At 38.1% G+C, this 22,843-nt stretch carries 21 protein-coding genes; 14 read left to right on the top strand and 7 right to left on the bottom strand.

All coding sequences use genetic code 11. The annotated features are described in order from the left end of the window. Positions 1–44 precede the first annotated feature (44 nt). A complete protein-coding gene (locus tag ACMGDK_RS02430) occupies positions 45–686 on the top strand; it encodes a CatA-like O-acetyltransferase (protein WP_436806465.1) in 642 nt (213 codons plus the stop codon). Between the two features lie 44 nt (positions 687–730). Here ACMGDK_RS02430 and ACMGDK_RS02425 read toward each other — a convergent pair whose 3' ends face one another. Continuing rightward, positions 731–1,324: a Crp/Fnr family transcriptional regulator gene (locus tag ACMGDK_RS02425; RefSeq protein ID WP_436806464.1), complete on the bottom strand. Its 594-nt coding sequence runs from the start codon at positions 1,322–1,324 to the stop codon at positions 731–733. A 624-nt stretch (positions 1,325–1,948) separates the two neighbouring features. Between ACMGDK_RS02425 and ACMGDK_RS02420 the strand changes: the two genes are divergently transcribed. Next, positions 1,949–2,290, top strand: a complete 342-nt coding sequence (locus tag ACMGDK_RS02420) for a helix-turn-helix transcriptional regulator (protein WP_436806463.1) — start codon at positions 1,949–1,951, stop codon at positions 2,288–2,290. Between the two features lie 18 nt (positions 2,291–2,308). Here the strand turns inward: ACMGDK_RS02420 and ACMGDK_RS02415 are convergent, their stop codons facing one another. Then, the gene (locus ACMGDK_RS02415) at positions 2,309–3,040 is read right to left on the bottom strand and encodes an MBL fold metallo-hydrolase (protein WP_436806462.1); all 732 of its coding nucleotides are present in this window, start codon (positions 3,038–3,040) and stop codon (positions 2,309–2,311) included. Positions 3,041–3,565: 525 nt separating this feature from the next. Between ACMGDK_RS02415 and ACMGDK_RS02410 the strand changes: the two genes are divergently transcribed. Beyond that, positions 3,566–4,756: an MFS transporter gene (locus ACMGDK_RS02410; protein WP_436806461.1), complete on the top strand. Its 1,191-nt coding sequence runs from the start codon at positions 3,566–3,568 to the stop codon at positions 4,754–4,756. Positions 4,757–4,919: 163 nt separating this feature from the next. On the opposite strand, the gene ACMGDK_RS02405 is transcribed toward ACMGDK_RS02410, so the two are convergent. The 4 genes from ACMGDK_RS02405 to ACMGDK_RS02390 all read right to left on the bottom strand — a co-directional run bounded on the left by ACMGDK_RS02405 (position 4,920) and on the right by ACMGDK_RS02390 (position 7,976). Then, entirely contained in the window at positions 4,920–5,246 is a 327-nt protein-coding gene (locus ACMGDK_RS02405; protein ID WP_436806460.1) for a helix-turn-helix domain-containing protein, read from the bottom strand. A 30-nt stretch (positions 5,247–5,276) separates the two neighbouring features. Next, the gene (locus ACMGDK_RS02400; protein ID WP_436806459.1) at positions 5,277–5,699 is read right to left on the bottom strand and encodes a transposase; all 423 of its coding nucleotides are present in this window, start codon (positions 5,697–5,699) and stop codon (positions 5,277–5,279) included. 219 nt (positions 5,700–5,918) lie between these two features. Then, positions 5,919–7,193, bottom strand: a complete 1,275-nt coding sequence (locus tag ACMGDK_RS02395; RefSeq protein ID WP_436806458.1) for a phage tail-like protein — start codon at positions 7,191–7,193, stop codon at positions 5,919–5,921. A gap of 141 nt (positions 7,194–7,334) precedes the next feature. After that, positions 7,335–7,976, bottom strand: coding sequence for a hypothetical protein (locus ACMGDK_RS02390; RefSeq protein WP_436806457.1), 642 nt, complete (start codon positions 7,974–7,976; stop codon positions 7,335–7,337). A gap of 203 nt (positions 7,977–8,179) precedes the next feature. On the opposite strand from ACMGDK_RS02390, the gene ACMGDK_RS02385 reads away from it, so the two are divergent. The 6 genes from ACMGDK_RS02385 (at position 8,180) to ACMGDK_RS02360 (ending at position 12,785) form a co-directional block, all read left to right on the top strand. Further along, a complete protein-coding gene (locus ACMGDK_RS02385) occupies positions 8,180–9,154 on the top strand; it encodes a helix-turn-helix domain-containing protein (protein ID WP_436806456.1) in 975 nt (324 codons plus the stop codon). Between the two features lie 97 nt (positions 9,155–9,251). Beyond that, positions 9,252–9,953: a DsbA family oxidoreductase gene (locus tag ACMGDK_RS02380; protein ID WP_436806455.1), complete on the top strand. Its 702-nt coding sequence runs from the start codon at positions 9,252–9,254 to the stop codon at positions 9,951–9,953. A 145-nt stretch (positions 9,954–10,098) separates the two neighbouring features. Beyond that, entirely contained in the window at positions 10,099–10,680 is a 582-nt protein-coding gene (locus ACMGDK_RS02375) for a 5'-methylthioadenosine/S-adenosylhomocysteine nucleosidase family protein (protein ID WP_436806454.1), read from the top strand. A 10-nt stretch (positions 10,681–10,690) separates the two neighbouring features. Beyond that, the gene (locus ACMGDK_RS02370; RefSeq protein WP_436806453.1) at positions 10,691–11,212 is read left to right on the top strand and encodes a GNAT family N-acetyltransferase; all 522 of its coding nucleotides are present in this window, start codon (positions 10,691–10,693) and stop codon (positions 11,210–11,212) included. Between the two features lie 13 nt (positions 11,213–11,225). Beyond that, positions 11,226–11,795: a Crp/Fnr family transcriptional regulator gene (locus ACMGDK_RS02365; RefSeq protein ID WP_436806452.1), complete on the top strand. Its 570-nt coding sequence runs from the start codon at positions 11,226–11,228 to the stop codon at positions 11,793–11,795. 177 nt (positions 11,796–11,972) lie between these two features. Next, positions 11,973–12,785, top strand: a complete 813-nt coding sequence (locus ACMGDK_RS02360; protein WP_436806451.1) for an alpha/beta hydrolase — start codon at positions 11,973–11,975, stop codon at positions 12,783–12,785. Positions 12,786–13,072: 287 nt separating this feature from the next. Here the strand turns inward: ACMGDK_RS02360 and ACMGDK_RS02355 are convergent, their stop codons facing one another. Continuing rightward, entirely contained in the window at positions 13,073–14,170 is a 1,098-nt protein-coding gene (locus tag ACMGDK_RS02355) for a TauD/TfdA family dioxygenase (protein WP_436806450.1), read from the bottom strand. 216 nt (positions 14,171–14,386) lie between these two features. Here ACMGDK_RS02355 and ACMGDK_RS02350 point away from each other — a divergent pair, with 216 nt between their 5' ends. Genes ACMGDK_RS02350 through ACMGDK_RS02330 form a run of 5 tightly spaced genes read left to right on the top strand, consistent with a single transcriptional unit; the run spans position 14,387 to position 22,842 of the window. After that, positions 14,387–15,913 (top strand): pyridoxal phosphate-dependent decarboxylase family protein, encoded by a 1,527-nt coding sequence (locus ACMGDK_RS02350; protein WP_436806449.1) that lies wholly within the window; start codon positions 14,387–14,389, stop codon positions 15,911–15,913. Further along, on the top strand, positions 15,885–18,311 hold the full coding sequence (locus ACMGDK_RS02345) for a GNAT family N-acetyltransferase (RefSeq protein ID WP_436806448.1): 2,427 nt from the start codon (positions 15,885–15,887) through the stop codon (positions 18,309–18,311). The genes ACMGDK_RS02350 and ACMGDK_RS02345 overlap by 29 nt, the downstream gene beginning before the upstream one ends. Further along, positions 18,304–19,620 carry a lysine N(6)-hydroxylase/L-ornithine N(5)-oxygenase family protein gene (locus ACMGDK_RS02340; RefSeq protein ID WP_436806447.1) on the top strand — a complete coding sequence of 439 codons (1,317 nt, stop codon included), beginning with the start codon at positions 18,304–18,306 and terminating at the stop codon, positions 19,618–19,620. The genes ACMGDK_RS02345 and ACMGDK_RS02340 overlap by 8 nt, the downstream gene beginning before the upstream one ends. Positions 19,621–19,627: 7 nt before the next feature. Next, positions 19,628–21,442 carry an IucA/IucC family protein gene (locus tag ACMGDK_RS02335; protein ID WP_436806446.1) on the top strand — a complete coding sequence of 605 codons (1,815 nt, stop codon included), beginning with the start codon at positions 19,628–19,630 and terminating at the stop codon, positions 21,440–21,442. After that, positions 21,439–22,842: an MATE family efflux transporter gene (locus ACMGDK_RS02330; protein WP_436806445.1), complete on the top strand. Its 1,404-nt coding sequence runs from the start codon at positions 21,439–21,441 to the stop codon at positions 22,840–22,842. The genes ACMGDK_RS02335 and ACMGDK_RS02330 overlap by 4 nt, the downstream gene beginning before the upstream one ends. The last annotated feature ends 1 nt before the right edge of the window (position 22,843 follow it).

Genomic DNA, 22,843 nt, shown 5'->3' with positions numbered 1-22,843 from the left:
TAAAACCCGAAAAACTTCCTGAAATTTGCAGCAAATAAAAATCAATGAAGATCATAGACGTCGAAAAGTGGAACAGGAAAGAGCATTTTGAATTTTTCTCAAAAATGGACAGCCCGTATTTTGGGTTTACCACTGAAGTAGACTGTACAAAAGCTTATGCTTATGCAAAGGAAAACGGACATTCTTTTTTCGCGATATATCTTCACAGGTCTATGATTGCTGTAAATGCTGTAGACGAATTGAAACTCCGAATTGTAAACGGACAGGTGGTTTTGTATGATGCTATCCATGCGGGAACTACGATCGGAAGGGCAGACGGAACTTTTGGCTTTGCATTTATTCCTTTCTCAGAAGATTTTGATGTTTTTAATGAGGTTATGCAGCAGGAAATAGAAGCGGTACAGCAATCTTCGGGACTGAGGATGAATAATGGCGAGCTTGGCAAAGACCTGATCAGGCATACAACGATTCCCTGGAATTCATTCAGTGCGTTGCTTCATCCTACCAGTTTTAACAATTGGGAATCTGTTCCGAAGATCACATTTGGAAAATTCGGTATCCGTAGCGGAAGAAAGTATCTTCCTGTTTCTGTGGAAGCGCATCACGGCCTGGCTGACGGAATTCATCTTGCAAGATACCTGGAAGAGTTCCAGAAACAGCTTGATGGCGGATATCAAATTCCGTAATTCTCTTTGTTAATTATAAAAGGGGAGACATTTTTATAGATCAATCAGTACATGATTTTTCTATTCTCTATTTTTAAAATTTTATCCTTTTCCATACTTTTTATAGCCCTTATCACCGTTTCTACACGCAGGCCAGTGAGAGACGCAAGCTGCTGCCGGGTCATAGGGACCTGAAAAGAATAGGGACTTTTGTGTTCATAATAACTTTTTAGGTAGTCCAGAAGCTGTTTAAGCTTCAGAACAGGATTCTGGACGGAAAGATTGTAAAGCATCATATATTTGTAATACATCCTTTCCGCCATACATTTATATACGTTCAGAGAAACTTCCTGATTTTTATTTACCAAATCCATAAAACGGGATTTTGAAAGCCTCAGAATAGTGGAATCTTCTATTGCTATTGCGTTCATAGGGTAGGGACGGTCTACAAACAGTAAAGACTCTCCAAAGCTTTGCCCGCTTGAAATTATATTCTGAATAAATTCTTTTCCACTCTCTGTATAATTATTAAGTTTGATCCGTCCTTGTTCAATCTGATAATAAAACATAGAAAACTCTCCTTCGCGGAAAATGATATCACCCGATTTATATGATTTAATTTCTGCTCCGAATGAAATTAATAAATCTTCTACAATCATGGTATAATAAGTTAATTAAAATTTTAAACAAATGTTTAACCATTGATGTCTTTCATTATGCAATAAACAGAACAGCTGAAAATTTCAATAATGTAAAGAACGACAATTTTAATGAGTTTCTTCAATATGTCGTACCACATACATACCACAATGTTTTGGTGACCTCATATCAAAATGTTTTTATATTCACCAGTAATAGGGAATAAAATCATTAAAAACATTGATTAAGATCATAAAAAACAAAACTTACAACTGCTACATTTGTTTAAATATGAAATAGAGATTAGCCTCAAACTTGAGTTGAAAATAGACGAAATACACTGTTTATAGGCATCACGTGGTATGTATGTGGTATTTCAATTTTACAAAATTTTAATCATTTTCTCTTTCTTTGCTCCATTTAAAATAGCTGAAAGAATGAACCTTAAATAAAGAATTTGTAAGAAAAAAATACCGGAACCTCAAAATGTAATTATTACTATTGAATTATAAATCATGGAATTGCAAACTGCATCTTCCATAAAAAACATCATAAAACAGCTGCTGTCATATAGCAGTAAGAAGAGTAGGTACTGCTGCTGCACATATAAAGCATCAGAAATAAGTAGAGATGAGAAAAATATTATGAAAAACGAAAAACCGCAATCTAATTTAGAAGATTTAAACCAAAAGATTTTTATGCAGGATGAAATTATTACTTTGGCTAAAGAAAATTCCCCACGTTTGCTGAATAAATTCAGATTAGTTTATCCTGATTTTTTTGATAAAATAGCTAAAGTACACCCCAATCTCAAAAATTCTGAATTGATTTTTTGTATTTATTTAAAACTTAACTTTACCACTAAGGAAATTGCAACCTACACTTTTGTGACCCCAAAAGCCATTCAGAACAGAAAGAACAGGATCCGGAAAAAGCTAAGTATTCCTTCCGAAATGGATATTTATAAGTGGTTTAATGATCTTTAAACAATTTTTTGCATTACATTATATTTGGATTACTGCTTTATCCAGATCGTGGTAAAGCAGTATTTTCCATTGTTCATCAGCAGCTTCTTTCTGCCATTTCAGTCTTAATTCCATAGCTTTTCTGCCGTCAAAATCACTTTTATAAGCAAGGTGATATTTAAGGTAAGACTTCTGGGGAAGATCATCTGCCCCGTAAAAAACAGTTTCTCCGTTTTCTCTTATCCAGAATACCTGCATAAAAGGGGTATGTCCGCCCACCACTTCAAAAGAAATACTGTTACCGATATTTCCCTGATCTTCATCCATCCATACAATATTGGGAAGACTGACCAGCTTTTCAAGTGTATCAAAATCAAAAGAAGGATTCCCTTTATTTTCCATCGCAAAAGCCAGTTCTCTTTTTTGAATATAAATTTCTGCATTCGGAAATACAGATGCAAAACCATTTTCGTTGCTTTGAATACTGCCGTCAATATGATCCTTATGGAGATGAGACAGGAGAAGTTTCGTAATCTGTCCGGGTTTTATATTTTCTTTTTCCAATAACTCGGAAATAACGGTCTTTCCTTCAGCATTTTTCCATCCTATCCCGGCATCAAGAAGGATATAATCGTTTTCTGTAACGATAAGAAACGGCTGCACAGACATTTTAATTCCTTTCACTGTATCAAAATTTTCATCTGTCAATAGTGTAAAATCTTTCGTTTTGCTGGCTGAGAAATTGCCTTCTTTAAGCGGAATAATTTTCATCCTGCAAATTTCCCTAATATTTCTAAAACATGAAAACCTTTTTTTCAATAGGGCTCATCGTAAAAAACAATCGGACCACCAGCTGCTCAACCGCCTAAAAATCTATGAACTCATCTGGAAAAATGTCTTATTATAAAATTTGCTGAAAAATGAAATTCTATCAAAAACACTTTATATAAAGACATTTAAGAAAATTTGCTAAAATTAAAATAACTATAAAATATTCCCAGATACTTTTCCGTTAGAGATATGACGCAAATACATGGCTGAGTTTCTGTAAAGCTATTACTGACGAAAAAACAACTCCCAATTTTCCTGCTGATACATTTTTTTAAGATTAAATGCCATAGTTGATTGAAAGAGGCCGTTTATTCGAAACGGCCTCTTTTTTTTTAAAAATTGACTATCTTTGCTAATCTTAAGGAAACTTCTTATTTGACTGTTTCTGCAATTAATTGCTAATAGTCCTGAATAATTTTCAATCCATTTATTCTATAACAAATTTGAAATAATTCTAATCATATCATGCAGGCAAACTTATCCTCTGGCATTTCCCGTACTGTAATCTGGCTTATGGCTGTCATTTCAGGCCTTGTGGTAGCCAATAACTATTATAACCAACCTTTATTGGCACTCATTTCCGACGATCTTCATGTTTCTGAAAGTGCAGCCGGAAGAATTTCTGTGCTTACCCAGATAGGATACGCACTGGGGCTTTTACTGCTGGTGCCTTTGGGAGATAAATTTTTCCGTAAGAAATTAATCTTATTTGATTTGGTTCTTGTATTCGGATCCTTGCTTTGGATGACCTTTGCCACTGAATTATGGATGCTGTACGCAGCAAGCCTGCTGATAGGAGCGACCTCCGTCATTCCACAGCTGTTTGTGCCTATTGCAGCAGAATTATCTTCGGATAAAGAAAAATCTTCCAATATTGGGCTTGTAATGTCAGGATTGCTTCTTGGGATTCTTTTGTCACGCTTTATTGGCGGTATTGTGGGCGAAGTCTGGGGCTGGAGAGCGATGTTCGGAATTGCGGCGGGATTAATGATCCTGGTGTGGTTTGCCGTATATAAAATGCTTCCGGAAATGCAGCCAAATTTCAAGGGAACATACAAAGAATTAATGAATTCCGTGGTTCATCTGGCAAAAACACAGCCTATCTTGCAGCTCGCTTCATTCCGTGGGGCCATGGCCTTCGGGTCTATGTGTGCTTTATTTACAACTTTGGTCTTCCATATGGAAAAGCCGCCTTTCAATGCCGGTTCTTCCGTAGTGGGAAGCTTCGGGCTGGCCGGAGCTGTAGGAGCACTGGCAGCGGCAAAAGTGGGCAAGCTTCAGAAATACCTGAATATCAACAGGATCATATTATACTCACTTTTTATTGTAGTCGGAAGCTGGGCATTTACCTATTTTGCGGGTGAAACCTATTGGGGTCTTATTGTTGGTGTTATCCTGGTTGACCTTGGCGTACAATCCAGCCATATTATGAACCAGACCAATTATTTTTTAATCAAATCTAACGCGGTTAACAGATTGAATACGGTTTATATGGTTTCCTATTTCATCGGCGGATCACTCGGAACGTGGCTGGCTTCTATAGCCTGGCAATATGCACAGTGGGAGGGAGTATGCTTTGTAGGAGCATCTTTTGGACTGCTGGCAATCATTGCTCATGTGCTGTTCTGCAACAAAGTAAATGAATCCCAGCTTTAGTTTTCAGCTTTAACTGTAGCAAACATTGAAAGATTAATAGTTTTAGCCATTATTGAAATTATTTTGTACCCCTTATTTTTTCAAACTATTTGTTGATGAAGTGGTTCCAGATTCTATCAGTTAAATTTTATACGCTATATTGATAACTGTTAAAAACCTATTCCTATATCAAAAACATTTTCTTCCATTTGGTAACAGAATTACGGCTTAACTTGAAATGGTTTGCCAGTTGGATATTATTAAGGTTGTACTTCTTCTGGTACTCCAATATTTTCAGAATATCAGACTTGCGGTAAGAACGGTGTTTTTGGTTGAAATTTTCAGTTTGATTATCTGATGTCCCAAAGATGATCGTATTCAATTGAATAATATGCAAAAAAGACAGACTGTCCATATTAAGCAATACTTCACATTCTTTTCGCTTGTGAGGAAATTTCTTGGTCAGTATATCGGAATAAATGTTTTTATAATTAGGATGATTATTTTTCATATGTATAGATTTGATAAAGAGAGGAATAGCTTATTCTACCTTTTCTTTGTGTTTTATTAACCATTTGTAAAGTGTTGTTTTGGGAATCCCGTAATCTTTTATTACCCCCATCTTGGTCATTTCTCCTGTGCTGATCTGTTCCAGTATAAAATCAATGATTTCTCTGGTGTAGATACTTTTGCGGAACTGAGGAAGATTTGTTTTTTCGGTTTTCTGTTTTGCACTTGGCGGAGCATAAATAATAAGGTGTTGCGAATAAATACGAAAAAAATCATATTCTAACAACTTACTCCACTTCAGCAAAGCTTCCGTATCAAGGCTTTCTTGCCGATACATTTGTTTAATCTCTTCTTCGGTGCATTTTAAAAAATTACATATTCGCTGCAATTCTATCTTGCTTTCTGCAACGCCTTGTTCAATGATTTGTCCGATATGAATACTTTTGAAATTCATTTTTGTGTTTTTTTTAATGATAGATTTGACTTTCCTTTCTCATAATAAAGCCGGCCGCAAAAAAATAGTGCAAAAGATTATATAAAAACTTATATTAAAAAGCTGGCCGGCTAAGTTTTATTTTTGGTTTTTTCCTATGATAAAAAAAGCTCCCATTAATTCTTCCCATCATTTGTGTCTTTATGTTCAGAAAACAGGAGCTTCAGTTTAATGAGTCATTTAAGACGACATTCTTTGTGCTGTCATAAAGACACGTCGGATGTTATTAGCAGCATTAGTATCATTCAGGTTATCTACAGAAATATAAACTGTTATTCTGTACCAAATTCCGTCTACGAGTAAATCTACTATTTCTATCTCCTGAGAATTATCAGATCCAGTCCTATTGCCAGAGGTTGCAGTAATCGCTGTTGAAGTACTATCCATATTATCTCCCCAGCCAAGATAAATTCCGTTATCTGTTTCTATGTAACCGCCCGGAGCGACTAAAACATTAGAACGACGGTAATTAGTTTCATTTGATAATGCTGCAAACCACAGTTTAATGTTAGAACTTGAAATATTTACCAGACGAGGATTGTAACTAACTGGGCCTGCTGAATTAGAACTAGTGGTAAAATCAATATCCAATCTTACCTTTTGTCCTAAAATAGCATCATAAGTACCCCCAATATATGTACTCAATAATCCAACATACGTCGCTGGTAATGTAAAAGTAAAGAACTGATATTCTCCCGGAGCAAGTACTTTTCCAAGGCCAACTGTTGCACTACAGCTCTGTCCTCCGATTGAAAGTGGAAACGTTGTTGTATTAGGGGTGGATACCGTTGGTGTCCCGGAAATAGTATAGTTTAAAGTACCGGATCCCTGTGCAAAATTACCCTGCGGAAGTGTTGCCGTAAGTCCGTTTACAGGTCCTATAGTTTGTGCAGCATATATTCCTGCATTTCCTCCTGTATAAGGAATAGACATTGTACCACTATAAGGAGTACCAGCAGTATAGGAGATCGGAAACAGAGAAGCACTTGCACAGTTCAGACCACCTATTGTACCCGGCTGTAATGAACGTCCGTCCAAAGGTCTCCATTGGGTTCCGTCCCAATATACGTATCCCTTAAAGGCAAAGTTAGCTTGTGTGCCTAGGTTGTATACCAATAAGCCTACTGCAGGACTGGGAATTGTAGCCGCGTCGTTATAGGCTGTTAAAGCTACTCTCGGACCTAAAAATCCTTTTTGACTTCCCGATGCAAGCTGGCTTACATTAAGCTCCAGAATAGCAGATGCGTCGGGAGTTGTTCCGATACCTGTAGATCCTGATGCAGTTACAATAAAGTCATCCTTTAATTGTGACGCAGTTGGAGTTCCTGAGGCCGCATTATTTTTGGCACCATCTATATTGAAAATACCTTGTGGGTTTTGTGTGTTGATCCCGACCTGAGACCAGGCTAAGGAAGAGATTGTCAAGGCTGTTGCTAAGTATATATTTTTTTTCATTGTTGTTTAATTTAGAATCGGTTGAATAACAGGATGCCATATTCTGTTATTATTTATTTTTTTATGTTTTTGTAAAAGATTTCAACGGTTAATGACATCTGGTTACAGTTGAGGGATATTCTTACTTGTTTGCTTATGGCTTTAAAAAGGGGGAGGCCGGATACTGAAGATTTTTATATGGGAATGGGATACTGTATTATTACTACGCTCCCATGATACATCTTTTGGGAAAACAAAAGAGTTAAGGCTAAAACAGTTCTCATTAATCAGCTGTTTATGATAATCATTGTATGTGGAAGGGATAAAATATCTGCTATCCGTAGCCAAAATGAAGTATTTTCTTTTGCTATCAGCTGTAAAACAAATGTTTATTGGTTTAGCAGCCTTACTTTTCTTTACTTCAGCTGGTTCTTTATATGTTTTTTTGGCAACCACTTTTGCTGATGGGATATTCTTTTTCTTTTCCCCGTCAATAAAAATATTCTGGCCATTATATAGTATGGTTCCTTTTGAAATAAAAAGAGCCTTGTCTGTTATTATTTCTTTGGCTTTAATTGGAAAACAGGACGCAGCTTTTATAATGCTATGCAATTGATCTTCATTAAAAACATAACCTCCTTCGGATACAAAAATTAAAGTGGATTTATTTTTTTCAGTACTTTTGCCAGATTCGGTTTTTTTTTGATCAAATAAAGGACGCATAGCATAAGCATACAAAGTTCCCGATGTGAGAACATATATTAATAAAAAGCTTTTTGCTATGGTCACAATATTTTTCATCATTTGTATTTCGCAGCAAAATTATATGCATAAGTGGAGATTGAAAAACAAAAGAGGTCAAAGCATCAATGAAAAATCACTTTTTAATTAAAGATTAATAAGTTTCGTTATCAGTAACAGTAAACAAATTAAAATATTGACAAACAGCATGTTATATAAAGTAAAGATCACTTTTCATTGGTTATTTCAGTAAATAATACAAAAAAATGGATAATACAAGACTAAGAGAACAGGAGATCTTAAGACTAAAAGAAGAACTTTCAATAAGATATAATTATCTGATGGGAGCTATTTTATTATTGTATACCTTAATATACCAATTCATCATAAAAGAAAATATAGTAGGATATTATTGCCTGGCTGGAGCTGTTTTTATGTTCAGCCATGTATATGTTTTTAATACTTTATTTCCTTCACTTTCTTTAGAAAAAATAGTTCGGGGCTATCTTATAATTGCGCCCATCTATATTTTTTTTATTATCATTTATTTTTGGAAATACTCTATTTTTCAATTTTGCTGGTTAGTTCCCGTACCACTTGGGGCCTATATTTTCCTTGGTAAAAGAGAAGGTTTTATTTTTTCGATGTATACTTTATTCATTGCAGTGGCCGCATTTCTTGCTGGCAGTATTGGCCCATTCCGTTCAACAATAATGCCTTACGAAAACATATTCCGGTATAGTGATCTGCTAACATTTGGGCTTAATATCCTGATTGTGTATTTGCTCATTTATTACAAAGAGAAAATAACGGAACAGGAGTTTCTTGCCATTATAGAAAAAAGGAAACGAATAACGCTTCCTATTACGCTGGATGAAAAAGAAATATCTGATGCCAAGTCATTATTTGAAAAAATAGAAAATGAGATCATCATCAACAAACATTTTACCAATCCAGACTTTAATATTTCGATGCTATCTACTATTCTGAAAATCAGTAATAACTATATTTCAAAATCAATAAGGATACAAGGATATTCTAATTTCAATACCTATGTCAACTCTCACAGGATCAGTTACGTAAAAGAACTGATTGCAAAAAGTGATCTGGAAAAAGTAACCCTGATGTACATTTATACCGAAGCAGGATTTACTAATCAATCTACCTTTAATAAAACGTTCAAACAATTTGTTGGAATGACTCCAAGCGAGTACATTCAAAAGGAAAGTATGAAAAGTTAAGTACAAATACGATTTAATGTAATGGATTTTGTTACAGTTAAAGAAATGTATTAATTTTGTAGTCTGATAATTGTATCAGAATTAAAATAAATAAAGAATGAAAATAGAAATATGGTCAGATATTATGTGCCCGTTCTGCTATATCGGAAAGCATAATTTTGAACAGGCTCTTGAAAAGCTACCATTTAAAAACGAAATAGAAGTAGAGTGGAAGAGCTTTCAGCTAGATCCAAGCTTAGATGCCGCCCAGCCTCAGAATACAATTGAATATTTTAAAGAGAAAAAAGGTTTTCCGGCAGACCAGGCATCTCAAATGATTGGTCAGGTGGCCCAGATGGGAAAAGGAGCAGGAATTGATTTCAATTTTCAAAAAGCTTTGATCATCAATACTTTTACTGCTCATAAATTACTTCATATTGCGAAAAAGTACGGTAAATCGAATGAGATGGAAGAAGCTCTTTTTAAAGCTCATTTTATCGATGGAAAAAATGTAGGAAATATTGAAGAACTTATTGCTCTTGCTGAAAATCTAAATATTGATAAAGAGGAAGCCAGGCAGGCCTTAACTTCAGATCAGTTTGATTATGAAATCAGTCAGGATATTCAGGAGGCCAAAAATAATGGCATTTCCAGCGTCCCTTTCTTTGTCCTGAATGGAAAATATGCCGTATCCGGAGCACAGCCTGCGGAAGTTTTTGCAGATGCCCTTCAGCAGACCTATAAAGAAACAGTAAGTCCGTTTAAAGATCTTTCCAAAGAAGGAGGCGCATCGTGTGATACTGATGGATGCAGTATTTAAAAAATGAGTAATCATAGATTATTATTTTATTTTTAAAAACATTCCAAAACGGGATGTTTTATTCTTATAGCATGACAATAAAAATAAAAAAAGAAGTTTATTTTATATACTCCAATGCTTATTTTTGTTAAAATATTTACGCTCAATGATAAAAATCAATGCCGAAGCTCAATATCCGATTTCTGAAACCCTGTTTGTCTTTGCTTTGGATTCAGAAGCCGGAAAAGCTTTTGACGGGAAAAATAAATTGGTAACAGGCATAGGAAAAGTAAATGCAGCCATAGAACTTACAAAAGAAATTCATTTCAGAAAACCTAAACTGATCATTAATTTGGGTTCCGCAGGAAGCAAAAGCTTTGGGAAAGGTGAAGTAGTCTGCTGCACAAAATTTATTCAGCGTGATATGGATGTCAGAGGTCTTGGTTTCAGTCTTTATGAAACCCCTTTATCCGGTATTCCTTCTGTTCTGGAATATGGCCTTCAGATGAACGGGCTGAAAAAAGGAATTTGCGGCAGCGGCGACAGTTTTGAGATGAATCATTCCGAAACAGATTATAATATTGTAGATATGGAAGCTTATCCGCTTGCCCTGATTGCAAAGAAAGAAAATATTCCTTTTCTGTGCCTGAAATATATTTCTGATGATGCGGGAAGCGATGCCGCAGACGATTGGGCAGTTCAGGTGCATCTGGCCTCTGAGGCATTTAAAAAATTACTATTTAAATAAAAAAATAAAAATGGCAGCTATTATCCTTAACAAAGCTTCAGCCCAAGACCTTGAAACCATTCAGAATATAGGCAGACAGACTTTTTATGAAACTTTTGCGGAAAGTAATTCAGAAGAGGCTATGAAAACCTACCTTGAAAAAAGTTTCAATACAGAAAAAGTCAGTTCAGAATTAAATAATCCTGATTCTCATTTCTTTATTGCCTGGGAAGAAGACATTCCTGTCGGGTATCTGAAATTAAACTCCGGAGCGGCACAAACTGAGCTTCAGGATGATACCTCATTAGAAATAGAGCGTATTTACGTTAAAAAAAGCCATCACGGCCAGAAAGTGGGTCAACTGCTTTACGACCAGGCTCTGGCAACTGCCCGAAGTTTAAACAAAAGTTATCTATGGCTCGGAGTATGGGAAGAGAATTTGAGAGCGCTTCAATTTTACAGGAAAAATGGTTTTGAGGAATTCGGAAGCCATACATTCAGGCTTGGTGATGAAGACCAGACTGATCTGATGATGAAGAAAATTTTAGATTAAATTATTATCAGCTTTGAAAGAACTTTTAGAACAGATCAATAGTTATTATCAGCTGTCAGAAGAAACGGTGGAAGCCCTGATGAATATCTGTAAGGAGGAAACATATCACAAAAATGACCTTCTTCAGGAATCCGGCTCTGCTGCCAGATACTTTTACTTTATAAAATCAGGACTGGTAGGATATTATACCGTAGACGAGCAGGGAGATTCTGTGTATAAGATTTTCTTTGAAGAAAAGAGTTTTGTAGCTTCTACGGCAGCCGTTATCGAAGATAAACCCAGCGACTTCAATATCATTGCTTTAGAAGACTGTTCGGTGATAAAATATCCGGCAAAAGCTTTCAGAGAGCTTATCAGTCAATATCACGACCTGGCATTATTTCACATCCGTTATCTGGAAAAAAACTGGGTCGTAAAAAAAGAACCGCTGGAGATCTCTTTAAAGCATGAAACAGCCAAACAGCGCTATTTGCAGCTTTTGGAGAACAAACCGCTCCATGACCGGCTGAAACAGCATCATATTGCTTCTTATCTGGGGATTACACCCACTCAGCTGAGCCGCATAAAAAAAGAAATAAACTGACAAAAGCTTCAACATATGTTGAGGCTTTTTTATTTTCTCAGCCGCATCTTTGTCTCATAATAGCAACAACAGTACGTCTGAAATAAGTGAAGAGAAAAAGGAAGAACATTTTATTTTAAAATAAGAAGCTTCAATTTATGAGAGATATACCAGGTTGATCAATTAAAATTCTATCCTATGAAAAATTTAGTAAGCATCGTATGTGTATTGACGGTATCTGCACAGCTTTCCGCACAGAAAGTCATTCACCAAGAAGTTTTCAGTGTCAAAATGAATAAGAATATCAAAACCATTATCATCACACCGGATGTGCAGCAGGACAAAACCTATTCATCGGTTTATGTTCTTCACGGCTACAGTGGAAACCCGGAACGGGCAATTAAGCAGGATATTCCTGATCTGGTTAAAAAAGCACAGGAATATAAGACGATTTACGTACTGCCGGACGGAAATTATAATTCATGGTATGTAGACAGTCCGTTGGTTAAAGATTCACAGTACCAGACTTTTATTGGTCAGGAGCTTGTAGATTTTGTTAATAAAAATTATCCTGTAAAAAATGATAAAAAATTCCGTGGCATCCTGGGCTGGAGTATGGGAGGCTATGGCGCTGTTAATATTGGAATGACATACAATCATACATTTGGCATTGTGGGAAGTTCTTGCGGAGCATTGGATTTCAATTCATTCGGGGAAGGGTATACCAATTATCAGGTAGATAAAGTATTAGGACCTGCAATATCATTGGATTCTAAATTTCTTACAGACAATAAAGTGAAAACTATGGCTGCAGCAGAACAACAGTATATTTTCGATTGCGGCACAGAAGATATACAAATGATCGGAATGAACAGGAAATTTCATAAAAAACTCACAGATCTAAAGATTTCACATCTTTACATAGAATCTCTGGGAGCCCATGATCCGCAGTACTGGAGCAGATCATTATCTGAACAATTGACTTTATTCAATCAATTCTTCAATCATTAAACAGCTTTACATAAATCACATATAATACATTAATACAATGAATTACATTTAAAGACATAAAGTTAAAATCCTTAAGAGCATTGAAGTAGTTAAGGAAAATCAAGCTTAAAATCAGATGAGTTTTGTTAAGCAGAATATTTACATAAAACAGAGTTTGCCTTAATAATCTTAATCACTTCAATACTCTTAATGGTTTAAAAACATCCCTTTAAAATAAAAAATCCTTTTAAGCACAAACTTAAAAGGATCCATCATAATTATTATCAAATTAATATCTAATAAAACATTTAAATATTTTCAAAATTCTTACCCAAATGCTCTTCAATCACAAAGAACGGGTCTTCTGTAAGCGTGTGGGCTCTCATTTCCATCAGGCTCACTTTACTCATCATCCGGAGCATAATTCTTCTTTGGCATTCGTGTTCTACACCATCAACATTTTTTACCCCGGCTCTGAAAGCAGATCTTCCGTGTGCACATAAATGGTTATTCACCAATATCACATCACCGGCCTGCGGTGTAAAGCCCGAATAGATTAAGTCTCTTGCCTCTTCCCAAAATTCATTCAGATGATGATAGGCCTCATCTGTCTGCTTAATGCTGGGATTAAATAGCTGTTCAGCAGCATCAAACCTCATAAAAGGCAGTTCATAATTACCATACAGAACAGCATCCAATGCTTCTTCTTCGTCTGCAGCTGTTTCCAGATTGGCATCTTTCGGAATTTTATACAACCGTTCAAAAAGAGGCCTGAATCTTTCTCCAATAGATTGATGGGAACGGATAGAATATAGGGTAGAAGGCACCTGCTCTTCATTACGGATGTACATAAAGCTTAAAAAGTCGGCCTGATGTTTCAGGAAGGCATCTTCGGTATGTACATAAAGATCCGTTGCAGATCCCGATCCGGTCTGGGTTTCCCTCATTTTTTCATCCGGAATGATGGCGTGCATTAATCCGCCACCTTTACGCTGTGAATAATATTGTACAGGCTTCGACGGAAGTGCTCCGTGGATCAAAGCACAGGCAAAGCCATAAATATTGAATTTGGAATAATCCGCAGACTGCCAGTTGGGTGGAGTATTTCCTATACCTTCCTGATCAATATCCATCAATCCTCTGAACACAAGCGCTCCGTACTGATCTTTTGAAAAGTCGCTGGCAAAATCAGCCGCTATATGCAGAATTCTTTCCGGTAAAAAATAAGACGCCAGCTGATGAACATGGGTAATGAAGTCTCTGTTCTCATAGCTGCCATATTTTCTCTGAAGATGCACCGCTGCATCTTGTATCATTCTTCTTTCCTGAGACGTGATCTCAATGACTCTGGGAAGCAGTTTTACCGCAGTAATACTGTCGTTATCTAAAATTTCTAGCGAATTCATTAAAAAAATATTTGGTGTGTGAATATAATTTCTATATTTGTTTTTAATTATTCTAAATAACAATAACCGGTTCAAATTTATGAATAATTTATCAATCACCAAATAAAAAATAAAGAAAATGTAAAAAATAAAAACTTGACTGTCAAGCATATACATCTATATGCTATACACTTTTACACAACTTATTGATTTTAAAATCACCTTACAAATACGTATATGAACAACAATCAAATGCCCGCCGGAGAGATCCTGGGCGCCTACTTACCTCACATTTCGGGGAATTTTGGAAATATTTTTCATTCTCACAATTATGATCATTATCGTTCCGCTGTTGAAGAAACTTTAGACCTTGTGGGAACCTTTCTTCACAGAAACGACAAACCCTTTAGCGGAATAGAAGCCAAAGAAATGAAAGGCATGGTACAGCAGATAGACCTTAACCAAAAGCTATCTTCGTATCAGGAGCTGCTTGAAGAAGTAGATACTATATATGTGAAGCATGCCACTGCTTTTCACCTTCCACAATACGTGGCACACCTTAATTGTCCCGTTGTAATTCCGGCTTTAGCAGGAGAAATCCTTGTCAGTGCCATTAATTCTTCCCAGGATACCTACGACCAGAGTGCCGGAGGAACCTTCATGGAAAGAAAACTGATCGACTGGACCGCAGAACAGTTAGGATATAATGCAGAAACCAGCGACGGCGTTTTCACAGCAGGCGGATCACAGAGCAACCTGATGGGACTTGTAATGATGCGTGACTGCTTTTCCCAGAAGAGATACAACCATAATATTAAGCTGGATGGTCTTCCACAGGAGGCCGGACATTTCAGGATCTTTGTTTCCGATAAATCTCACTTCAGCAACCTAAAGAACGCCTCTATCATGGGATTAGGCGAAAAATGTATCGTTAAAGTGCCTACAGATGAAAGATTCTGCATGGACATCGCTTTGCTTAAAAAATATATTAAGAGAGAAGAGCAGATGGGAAATATTCCTGTCGGAATTGTAGCTACGGCCGGAACTACAGACTTCGGAAACGTAGATCCACTGGAAGATATTGCAAACGTTGCCGAGCAATACAATATCTGGATGCACGTAGATGCGGCTTACGGATGTGCTTTATTATTAAGCGAAAAGTATCGTCACATTCTGAACGGTATCGAAAGAGCGGATTCGGTGACAATAGATTATCATAAATCTTTCTTCCAGCCTATCAGCAGCAGTGCATTCATCGTTAAAAACAAAAGGGAATTAAGAATTCTGAAACACCATGCAGACTACCTAAATCCTGCGGAAATGGATGAAGAGGAAATTCCTGCACAGATCAACAAATCCATTATCCAGAGTACGCGTAGGTTCGATGCCCTGAAACTGTGGTTTACTTTAAGAATGATGGGCAAAGAACAGCTCGCAGAATATACAGATACAGTAATAAACCTTACCAAAGATGTAGCGTCTATGATCACTGAAAATCCTCACTTCGAACTGCTTTCCGATACGGATTTGAGCGTTCTGGTTTTCCGTTATATCAGACCTGATATTGAAGACCTGAATGCTTTGAACCAGCATATCAAAATGAAGCTTTTCTACAGCGGGGAAATCCTGGTGGCAAGTACCAAAGTAGACGGAAATTTCTACCTGAAGTTTACTTTCCTGAACCCGATTACGACAACAGAAGATGTTCACCAAATTTTAAATACAATACAATCGCATGGAGAAGACTTTGGTACAGCCAACTAAGCTTACGGAAAAAGCACAGGAAATCACGATTAGAATCCTGCTGAACGGAATGCTTCGTGAGCTTGGAAACGGAAAGTTCTATCAGGGAGTTCCGAAATACGATATCCTTACGGCTAAGACACTGGAAAACAGCACATATCCGCTTCATATAAGATTTGAATTAAAGAAAAGCGACATCTTTTTATTTGCTCCGGTTTCTTACCGTTCTGAAAGTGCTTTCCACAATTATGGATTGCCTTTATGGGTGGTTGATCATAAAAATCAGAAGGTTTTTGAACCGGGTGTTGATCAGCTTATCGAACTGGTATACCGCGAACTTTCTGAGCAATTCAGTGAAAAAGGTCTTGAATTATTTACGAAAAGAATTCACAGCAGCTTAAGAAATCTGGAAATGATCATGGAGAAAGGTTTACAGGATAAAGGTGCTCTAACGTATTCTTTCCTGGAATCTGAACAGCAGCTTCCTGTAGGACACAATCTTCACCCTTTCACAAAAGCGAGAATGGGATTCTCCAGAGAAGAGCAGCTTCTGTATGGTCCGGAATTCAATAAAGGCATTCAGCTGGAGTATTTCCTGGTGCACAAAAGCTGTGTTCAGGAGCAGTCGGTTTTGGAGCAGCCTTACAACGAATTTCTGAAAAGCATCGTTTCATTACCGGAAGATCTTGAAGCGAAATACCTTAACGAGGGTGAAAAACTTTCTGATTTTTATACGATTCCTTGCCATCCGTGGGAAGCTACTTATCTTTTGTCTATCGAAGAAGGAGCGGAAATGATCAAAGACCGTACTTTAATCCACATCGGAACTTTCGGGGAAGAGTTTTATTCAACCTCTTCCATCAGAAGTATGTACAGTCCTCAAATTCCGTGGATGCCTAAGTTTTCTTTACATGTTCTTCTAACAGGATCGATAAGGATCAACACGGAGAAAGATTTAAAAAGAGGTTATGCATCAGCTTTATGGAGAAAACACGCAGGAGCATCATTTGAAAAAGATTTCAATCAGTTCAAACTGCTTTTGGAGCCTGTAACATTAGGCGTTTATCATCAGCATAAAAATATTGAAAGCCTTAATCTGCTGATCCGCGAAAATCCGTTCCAGCCGGAAGATAAAATTCTTCTTCTAGCAAGACTGTGTCAGGACGAGCCTGCAGACGGACAGAATTTTATCCAAAAGTTCTTTACAGATGTTTCTGAAAAATTAGGAACCAGTCCGGAAGAATCGGTGACCACTTGGTTTTCAAAATATATTCACCTGCTGATTGCTCCTTTAAATCATTTATACAGCCAATACGGCATGGCTCCTGAAGCGCACCAACAGAATCTTTTAATTCAACTGGATGATCAGTTGCTTCCGACGACTCTTTTTGTAAGAGATGCGCAGGGATATTTGTTAAGAGAAAGTGCAAGGGAACAGTATGCGGAACTTTCCAAAGCGTATCCTGAGATTGAAGAACTTTTCATCAGGGATGAACGTCTTTTAGATATTATTTCTTACCATGTTTTAGTGAGCAATCTTTCAGCACTTGTAGCATCATTAGGAAAGACGGGATGGGTGAAAGAGAGAACACTGATCAATATGCTGCACACCGAATTTGAACAGATTCATCAGGAAATGCCTTCAGATTTTACGCGTTATGCACTTGAAAACCGTCATTGGGGAACAAAAACCAACTTTAAGGCGGTTGCCAATGAAATCGATGGTATTACAAGCGCGGCAGCCATTTCTTACGCCAAAGTTCCAAACCTTCTTCATTATCACTATTTCTCTGATCAGCTGATTCATCCGAAAGGGAAAGAAGCTTTCTTCAAACGTTATTTCCAGAAAGATGATGTCACGGTTACGATGAGACCTGTTGATCTTGATGAAGACCTTGAAATGCTTCATGAATGGTTTAACCGTGAACACGCGATCAAAATCTGGCAGATGAACTGGCCGATTGACGAGCTGGAAACCTATTACCGTTTAATGCTGCCGGGTGATGAAGCACACAGCTACATTGTCATGAGCAATGGCGAACCTACATGCAATATTGAGGTTTACTGGCCATGCAGAGACATTGTCGGGGATTACTATGATGTACTGCCTACCGATTACGGAACCCACCAATTTATCGCACCCACAGCTCCAAAGAAGAAATACGTTTCTCCTTCCACACAGTCTATGGTAGATTATGTATTTGCCCAGCCTGAGGTTGGAAAAATGGTAGGGGAAGGCTCGGTAGATTCTCTTGCTTCTATGATGAACAAGGCTCATGTCGGGTTCAAAGTAGATAAAGTCATTGAAATGCCTCATAAAAAAGCCAACCTTAATTTCTGCTACAGAGAATGGTACTGGGAAAAATTTCCGCAAAACAAAGACGTAGAATTCACCGTAAAAATTACTGAACATGAATAACGAAACGATATATAACGTGATAGGAATAGGTATTGGCCCTTTTAATTTAGGATTGGCCGCTTTATCCAATCCGATTTCTGAATTAAAAACACTTTTCCTTGACCAGAGAGACGGTTTCGACTGGCATCCGGGATTAATGATCGACCATGTAACACTGCAGACGCCTTTTCTTTGCGACTGCGTATCCATGGCAGATCCTACGAATCCTTTAAGCCTTCTGAACTATCTGAAAGAAACGAACAGGCTGTACAAATTCTTTATCAGAGAAGATTTTTTCATTCCGCGTAAAGAATACAACCGTTACTGCCAATGGGTGGTGAGCCAGCTTCCACAGTGTCGTTTTTCAACACAGGTTGTTGATATTGTGTATGAAGACGGATTGTATTTAATCACAACCATTCATACCAAAACCAAGGAGACAGAGGTTTTCAGAACAGAAAGACTGATCCTGGGAACAGGCACACAGCCTCACATTCCTTCGTTTATTCCGAAAGAAGATTCCCGTATTCTTCATACAAGCTCTTATCTGTACCGCAAAGAGGAACTTTTAGCTCAGGGTAAAAAAATTGCCGTGATCGGTTCAGGACAGAGCGCTGCTGAGGTTTTTTATGATTTATTGCAAAGCCGTGATGAAAGCACCCAATTGGGCTGGTATTCCCGTCCGGACCGTTTCTTCCCGATGGAATATTCAAAGCTGACGCTGGAGTTGACTTCTCCTGATTATGTGGATTATTTCTACAGCAGGGATGAAGCGGCAAGAAAATCAATATTAAGTAAGCAGCAGGCTCAGTTCAAAGGAATCAATTACGACCTCATCAACCAGATCTATGATTTCATCTACGACCTGAATATTGATAATGCTGATCCAAAACTGACCATCATTCCAAACAGTCAGCTGAATAGAGTAGATAACAGCAATCCGGATCATTTGACCCTTGAGTTCACCCAATTGGAGCAGGATGTCCCTTACGAACAGGAAGCTGACTATCTGGTGGTAGGAACAGGATACCGTTATCACGAACCTGCTTTCCTGAAAAATATTCAGTCCAGGATTAAAAGAGATTCCGCAGGATTATTTGCGGTCAACAGGAATTATTCCATAGACCATAACGGTGGAGAAATCTATGTGCTTCATGCAGAAGTACACACCCACAGCTACATTTCTACCGATCTTGGAATGGCGGCGTACCGTAATTCCTATATCATCAATGACATTTTGGGAAGAGAATATTATAAAATCGAAAAGAAAATTGCTTTCCAGGATTTTGATGTAGAGAAACACGCTGCGATGCCAACTGTCAAAATATAACAGAACAATGAACACCAACTTAAAAAATAATATAATCAGTCAGGAAATCTGGCTACAGGCCAACAGAGACCTGATGGCCAAGACGATTGCAGAATTAATGCATGAAGAACGGTTAAAACCTGTTGCCGTTTCACAGGACGAAGCTGGATTCACAGTCTTCAAACTGGAGACCGGGATCGAAAATATAGAGTACCAATTCCGCGGACAGGAAAGAATCATGGATTACTGGCATATTGATACAGACAGTATCGAAAAAATCGAGAACGGTGTAAAAACCTCAGCACTGAATATTCCCCAGTTCTTCCTTGAAATGCAGACCGTTTTCGATCTGGATGCCAATACGCTGGCGAGATATACCGAAGAATTGCTGCATACTTTATACTGTGATGCACTCATCTTATCCAGAGGCGTGATGTCTTCAAAAGAACTGGCGTCAAGTAATTACCAGACGGTAGAGCATCAGATGACGGGCCATCCGTGGGTGATCGTTAACAAAAGCAGGTTAGGCTTTTCACCTACCGATCTTGAAGCGTTTGCTCCGGAAGCAGGAGAGAATTTAAAAGTTTTATGGCTGGCTGCTCATAAGGACAGATCAGCGTTCCAGTCGCTGGAGCCTATTGATCAGGAAGAATTTTACCGTTCTGAAATTGGAGACGAATTGTATCAGGCTTTTCAACAAACGCTGATTGATTCCGGAAAGTCTCCTGAGGATTATAATTTAATTCCCGTACATCCATGGCAGTGGGAACATAAGCTGAAAATTCACTTTGCAGGCGATATCGCATCCGGTATTTTAATTCTATTAGGAGAAGGAAATGATATCTACAGTCCGCAACAGAGCATCAGAACTTTGTTTAATACAGATCATCCTGAAAAAAGATATCTGAAAACCGCTGTTTCTATTTTAAGTACAGGAAACATCAGAGGACTGTCGCCTAAGCAGATGAAAATTGCGCCTTCCATTACAGACTGGGTAAAAGGATTGATCAAGGGTGATACTTATCTTGAAAAAAAAGGAACCATATTTTTAGGAGAAGAAGCTTCTATTGCTTATCTGCATCCTCAATACAGCGCGATTGCCGGTGTTCCTTACCAGTATAATGAATTTCTAGGGGCTTTATGGCGTGAAAGTGCTTCCAATTATTTACAGGAAGACGAAGAAATGTTTACCATGGCTTCCCTGCTTTTTGTAGATCAGAATGGAGTTCCGTTGGTACAGGCTTTTGCAGAACAGGCAGGAATCAGTATTCAGCAGTGGATTACAGATTATCTGGATGCCTATCTTACACCGTTGCTTCACATTTATTATACTCATTCTCTTTGTGTAACACCTCACGGAGAAAACATCATGGTGGTATTGAAAAACGGAGTGCCACAGAGAATTGTGATTAAAGATTTTGTAGATGATATTGTCCTGACTGCAGAAGCAAGGGAGAAACTTCCTGATCATCTGGCAGACGGACTGATCCAGTCTTCCAACAAGGAAAACGTTCCGCTGTCTATTCTTTTGGGTGTTTTTGATGCGTTCTTCAGGTATTTATCCAATGTTCTGCATACCCATTCCAATTTTCAGGAAGAGACCTTCTGGACGCTTGTTCATGAGTGTATAGAGAACTACAAGAATCATAATCCTCATCTGAATGAGCGTTATGAAAAATATGATCTGTATGTTCCTACATTCAAAAGGTTCTACATCAACAGTCTTCGTTTGAAAAACAACGGCTACAGCGAAAATAAAGCATTTGCTATTCCAAAGAAAGACGGTGCACTGCCGAATCCTTTGTATCAGATTGCGAATAAAAACTCTGTAGCGACCGTATGAGAAAGTTTCTGCATCTTGTAAAAGAAGGCTCTGTATTTGCGTACGGAGCTTTAGCGGGAAAAAAAGTAGAACTTACCTCAGGGAGTATCAACCGTTCTATCTTCAGCCTAGCCATTCCTATGGTGATGGAGCTGGTAATGGAATCTGTTTTTGTCAGCATCAATCTTTTAATTATTGCAAGACTAGGGGATAAGGTCCTTGGCCTCGTGGGAATTGCAGATAACTATATCAATTTTGCCAATGCCATTGCCATTGGTTTGGGGATCGCTGCTGCAACACTGACGGCAAGGAGAGCAGGAGAAAAAGACCAGGAAGGTATGAGCCGGACTGCACACTACATCATATTGCTGGCTGCTGCTTTTGCATTACTGATTGGCGGTCTGTCATTCCTTTTTGCTGGCGAAATCATAAGTTTCCTTGGATTCAATACTGGGATGGTAGATAACGGACTTCCTTTTTCCAAGCTGGTCTTTCTGAGTATCGGTCTGGTGATTGTGCGTCTGTCTATCAATGGTCTTTTCAGAGGAGCTGGCGATGCGGATCTGGCGATGAAGTCGCTTTGGCTTTGCCATATCTCCAGTATGATCTTTGCCGTGATTCTTGTTTTCGGACTTGGTTTTATTCCCGCTTACGGAATAATGGGATTGGCGTATGCTACCATATTATCCCGGTTACTGGCGGTTTTATATCAGTTCTTTATTCTTCTTACACGCAAAACCAGTGTGAATATCCTGGTGAAATTTCATCTTGATCTGCCTTTAATTAAGAAAATCCTGAAAATTACTTTTGGCGGGCTGGTTCAGTATATTATTCCTGCTTCAAGCTGGCTGATCATGGTTAAAATCATCGCCACCTTCGGCACTACTGCTCTTGCAGGATACATTATTGCGCAGAGAATTGCTTCTGTGGCGACGATGCCGGCCTGGGGAATAGGAAATGCCGCAGGGGTTCTTACAGGACAGAATCTAGGAGCTGGCAACCCGGACCGCGCAGAGAAAACGGTATGGAGAGCCGGAGGAATCAATATGACCTATCTGATAGCCGTCGCTATATTCTGGCAGTTCGCTGCGGAATATGTGGTGACGTTCTTCACCAAGGAAGCTGAGGTAGCCAGATATGCCGTACAGTACATCCATGTGGTGTCTATGGCTTATCTCTTACTAGGCTTTACAATGGTGATCAGCCGTGCACTTAATGCGGCAGGCAATATTATGCAGGTGACCCTGCTGTACATGATCATGTTTTATGTGATTCAGCTTCCTTTGGCTTACCTGCTTGGGGTAAGACTTCAATGGGAACTGAAAGGAATATTTACGGCTATTGTTTCCTCGGAAATCGTGCTGGCTATACTCTTCCTCATGATCTTCAAAAATGGTAAATGGAAAACTATAAAAATTTAAA

Source organism: Chryseobacterium hilariae (assembly GCF_051400735.1).
GTDB lineage: Bacteria > Bacteroidota > Bacteroidia > Flavobacteriales > Weeksellaceae > Chryseobacterium.
The sequence above is the reverse complement of the archived record's forward strand: the minus strand, read 5'-3'. Positions and strand labels throughout refer to the sequence as shown.

What these genes read in the sequence shown, in the direction of transcription:
- ACMGDK_RS02430 (WP_436806465.1), top strand. Translation starts at nt 45, where the DNA reads ATGAAGATCATAGACGTCGAAAAGTGGAACAGGAAAGAGCATTTTGAA.
- ACMGDK_RS02370 (WP_436806453.1), top strand. Translation starts at nt 10,691, where the DNA reads ATGGCAGCTATTATCCTTAACAAAGCTTCAGCCCAAGACCTTGAAACC.
- ACMGDK_RS02355 (WP_436806450.1), bottom strand. Translation starts at nt 14,170, where the DNA reads ATGAATTCGCTAGAAATTTTAGATAACGACAGTATTACTGCGGTAAAA.
- ACMGDK_RS02350 (WP_436806449.1), top strand. Translation starts at nt 14,387, where the DNA reads ATGAACAACAATCAAATGCCCGCCGGAGAGATCCTGGGCGCCTACTTA.
- ACMGDK_RS02415 (WP_436806462.1), bottom strand. Translation starts at nt 3,040, where the DNA reads ATGAAAATTATTCCGCTTAAAGAAGGCAATTTCTCAGCCAGCAAAACG.
- ACMGDK_RS02395 (WP_436806458.1), bottom strand. Translation starts at nt 7,193, where the DNA reads ATGAAAAAAAATATATACTTAGCAACAGCCTTGACAATCTCTTCCTTA.
- ACMGDK_RS02385 (WP_436806456.1), top strand. Translation starts at nt 8,180, where the DNA reads ATGGATAATACAAGACTAAGAGAACAGGAGATCTTAAGACTAAAAGAA.
- ACMGDK_RS02340 (WP_436806447.1), top strand. Translation starts at nt 18,304, where the DNA reads ATGAATAACGAAACGATATATAACGTGATAGGAATAGGTATTGGCCCT.
- ACMGDK_RS02390 (WP_436806457.1), bottom strand. Translation starts at nt 7,976, where the DNA reads ATGATGAAAAATATTGTGACCATAGCAAAAAGCTTTTTATTAATATAT.
- ACMGDK_RS02360 (WP_436806451.1), top strand. Translation starts at nt 11,973, where the DNA reads ATGAAAAATTTAGTAAGCATCGTATGTGTATTGACGGTATCTGCACAG.
- ACMGDK_RS02345 (WP_436806448.1), top strand. Translation starts at nt 15,885, where the DNA reads ATGGAGAAGACTTTGGTACAGCCAACTAAGCTTACGGAAAAAGCACAG.
- ACMGDK_RS02380 (WP_436806455.1), top strand. Translation starts at nt 9,252, where the DNA reads ATGAAAATAGAAATATGGTCAGATATTATGTGCCCGTTCTGCTATATC.
- ACMGDK_RS02335 (WP_436806446.1), top strand. Translation starts at nt 19,628, where the DNA reads ATGAACACCAACTTAAAAAATAATATAATCAGTCAGGAAATCTGGCTA.
- ACMGDK_RS02420 (WP_436806463.1), top strand. Translation starts at nt 1,949, where the DNA reads ATGAAAAACGAAAAACCGCAATCTAATTTAGAAGATTTAAACCAAAAG.
- ACMGDK_RS02405 (WP_436806460.1), bottom strand. Translation starts at nt 5,246, where the DNA reads ATGAAAAATAATCATCCTAATTATAAAAACATTTATTCCGATATACTG.
- ACMGDK_RS02425 (WP_436806464.1), bottom strand. Translation starts at nt 1,324, where the DNA reads ATGATTGTAGAAGATTTATTAATTTCATTCGGAGCAGAAATTAAATCA.
- ACMGDK_RS02375 (WP_436806454.1), top strand. Translation starts at nt 10,099, where the DNA reads ATGATAAAAATCAATGCCGAAGCTCAATATCCGATTTCTGAAACCCTG.
- ACMGDK_RS02330 (WP_436806445.1), top strand. Translation starts at nt 21,439, where the DNA reads ATGAGAAAGTTTCTGCATCTTGTAAAAGAAGGCTCTGTATTTGCGTAC.
- ACMGDK_RS02400 (WP_436806459.1), bottom strand. Translation starts at nt 5,699, where the DNA reads ATGAATTTCAAAAGTATTCATATCGGACAAATCATTGAACAAGGCGTT.
- ACMGDK_RS02410 (WP_436806461.1), top strand. Translation starts at nt 3,566, where the DNA reads ATGCAGGCAAACTTATCCTCTGGCATTTCCCGTACTGTAATCTGGCTT.